Origin of the sequence: Deinococcus pimensis DSM 21231 (assembly GCF_000519345.1) — a bacterium.
GTDB classification, from domain to species: Bacteria; Deinococcota; Deinococci; order Deinococcales; family Deinococcaceae; genus Deinococcus_A; species Deinococcus_A pimensis.
Window position 1 is genome coordinate 44,497 of the sequence record NZ_KI912650.1, and the last position, 1,996, is coordinate 46,492.

At 72.2% G+C, this 1,996-nt stretch carries 4 protein-coding genes; all 4 read left to right on the plus strand.

The window, feature by feature from the left end; translation table 11 throughout:
* Nucleotides 1–402, plus strand: a 402-nt coding sequence (locus DEIPI_RS0114165) for a putative peptidoglycan binding domain-containing protein (protein WP_027482196.1), incomplete at its 5' end; no start/stop codon positions are given.
* Between the two features lie 70 nt (nucleotides 403–472).
* Nucleotides 473–940, plus strand: a complete 468-nt coding sequence (locus tag DEIPI_RS0114170; RefSeq protein WP_027482197.1) for an Rrf2 family transcriptional regulator — start codon at nucleotides 473–475, stop codon at nucleotides 938–940.
* Nucleotides 941–1,015: 75 nt separating this feature from the next.
* On the plus strand, nucleotides 1,016–1,474 hold the full coding sequence (locus tag DEIPI_RS0114180) for a universal stress protein (protein ID WP_027482198.1): 459 nt from the start codon (nucleotides 1,016–1,018) through the stop codon (nucleotides 1,472–1,474).
* A 128-nt stretch (nucleotides 1,475–1,602) separates the two neighbouring features.
* Nucleotides 1,603–1,996, plus strand: a 394-nt coding sequence (locus tag DEIPI_RS0114185; protein ID WP_169737114.1) for a PAS domain-containing protein, incomplete at its 3' end; no start/stop codon positions are given.

Below are 1,996 nucleotides of genomic sequence, written 5' to 3' on the forward strand. Positions count from 1 at the left end.
GACGAGGCGGGCGGCGACGCGCGCGGACGGCAGTCCGCCGCCCTTCTCGTCGTCGGGGAGGGCAAGGGCTACGGCGGCGCGAGCGACGTCGCCGTGGACCTGCGGGTCGACGACCACGCCGCGCCCGTCACGGAACTCGCCCGGCTCCTCGACCTGCACGAACTGCTCTTCGGACGCCCCACCGAGACCCGTCCCCTGAGCGAGGACGAGATCCGCTGGCTGCAGACGCACCTCGCCGCGCGCGGCCTGCGGCACTGCGACGTCACCGGACGCTGGGACGACACCACCGAACGCGGCCTGGAAGCCCTCTACGGCATCGAGAACCTCGAGGAGCGCTGGGTGGGCGGCGGACAGGTCGACCCCGTCGCGTGGACGCACCTCAGACGTACCGTGGAGCAGTAGCGGGACGGCCCCTCGCTTCTGCCTGGGGCGTCGTCGCGTCTCTGTGGGTGTGGGTGGGTATTCTGGTCCCATGCGCCTTTCCAACACCGACATCTACGCCTTCCAGGCGCTCGGCTACCTCGGTCTGCAGGAGCCGCAGCGCTGGGTCAGCAGCGACGAGATCAGCGAACGCACGGGGATCGCGCGGCCGTACCTCGTGCGGATCCTCGCGGTGCTGTCCGGCAAGGGCGTCGTGAAGTCCAAGAAGGGGATCGGCGGCGGGTACGCGCTCGCGCGCAAGGCGCACCTCATCAGCCTGTGCGAGGTCGTGCGGGCCGTGGACGGGCCCGTCGCGCCCCTCTCGTGCATCTCCCTCAACTGGCATGAGGACTGCGTGGAGCAGGACCGCTGCCACGCCCGCAACAGCATCTACCGCAAGATGCGCGACGCGATGCTGGCCGTGCTGCAGGAGTTCAGCGTCGCGGACCTCGTGCAGGACGCGCGGCAGGGCGTGGACTACCATCACTGTCTGGAGCACCTGCTGCGCCCGAACGTCTAGGCCGTAATCGCGCCGTAATCCCGCCGCGCGAGGGTGGACGTGAGGCGGCCCCCCGGGCCGCCCCGGGAGGTCGTCATGTTCCGTCATATCCTCGCCCTCGTCGACGGCAGCCCTGCCAGCCTTGGCGGGGCGCGTCACGCGTTCGAACTTTCCCGCGCCCTCGGTGGCCGCGTGACCCTGCTCTACCTGCTGGAGCACGACACGCCCGAGGAGCGTGAGCGTGCCCGGGCGACGCTGGCCTCGTGGGCCGAGGGCGCGCGCCGCCCTCCGAGGCTCGCGCTGCTGCCATTGACCGGCGCCCTTCCGGACACGGTGGCGGGCTTCGCGCGGGAGGGAGGCGTGGACCTCGTGGTGGTGGGTGTCCGCGAGGGGACGGGGTTGGAGCGCGCGGTGATGGGCGCGCTCGCGGACGACATCGCCCGCGTGGGAGGCGTGCCCGTGCAGGTGGCGCCCCCGGCGTCCACGGCGCGGGAGGGGGGGCCGCGCGAGGCGTGGCTGCGGGCGTCCGGGCTGGGCCGAAGGGTGGGGTCTTGAGGGTCTCTTCATGAAGCCGTTCGTCTCGTGTCCCGATGTTGAGGTCACGTCTAGAGTGCGGATGTACGGGCCGGATCCGGGGGTGGCCTCGCTGCTCCGGATTCCGCCCGCGCCCGAGGACCCCGCCCTTGACCACGAGCCTTCCACCCGACTCCACCCGAGACATGCCCGACCTGCGCGCGTTCCTCGACGCGCTGCCCGATCCCTGTTTCCGCGTGGACGCCGCGTGGCGCGTCACGTACGTGAACCTTGCCGCGCTCGCGTTCGTCGGCCGTGAGGAGGCCTCGATCGTCGGGCACGACCTGTGGACCACGCTCCCGGAGACGCGCGGCCGCACCTTCGAACGTGAGCTGCGGCGCGCACGTTCCGAGGGCGTCACGGTGGAGTTCGAGGTTCCGGACCCGTCCGGTCAGCGTCGGCTGAGCGTGCGGGCCTTCCCGCACGAGGGCGGCGTCGGCGTGATCTGCCGTGACGTGCCGCGTCCCTCGGACGGGCCTGCCCTGCGGCTCGCGGAGCGGCGCG

Excerpts from the sequence above, each read along its gene's own strand:
- DEIPI_RS0114170 (WP_027482197.1), top strand. The coding sequence starts at position 473 with ATGCGCCTTTCCAACACCGACATCTACGCCTTCCAGGCGCTCGGCTAC.
- DEIPI_RS0114180 (WP_027482198.1), top strand. The coding sequence starts at position 1,016 with ATGTTCCGTCATATCCTCGCCCTCGTCGACGGCAGCCCTGCCAGCCTT.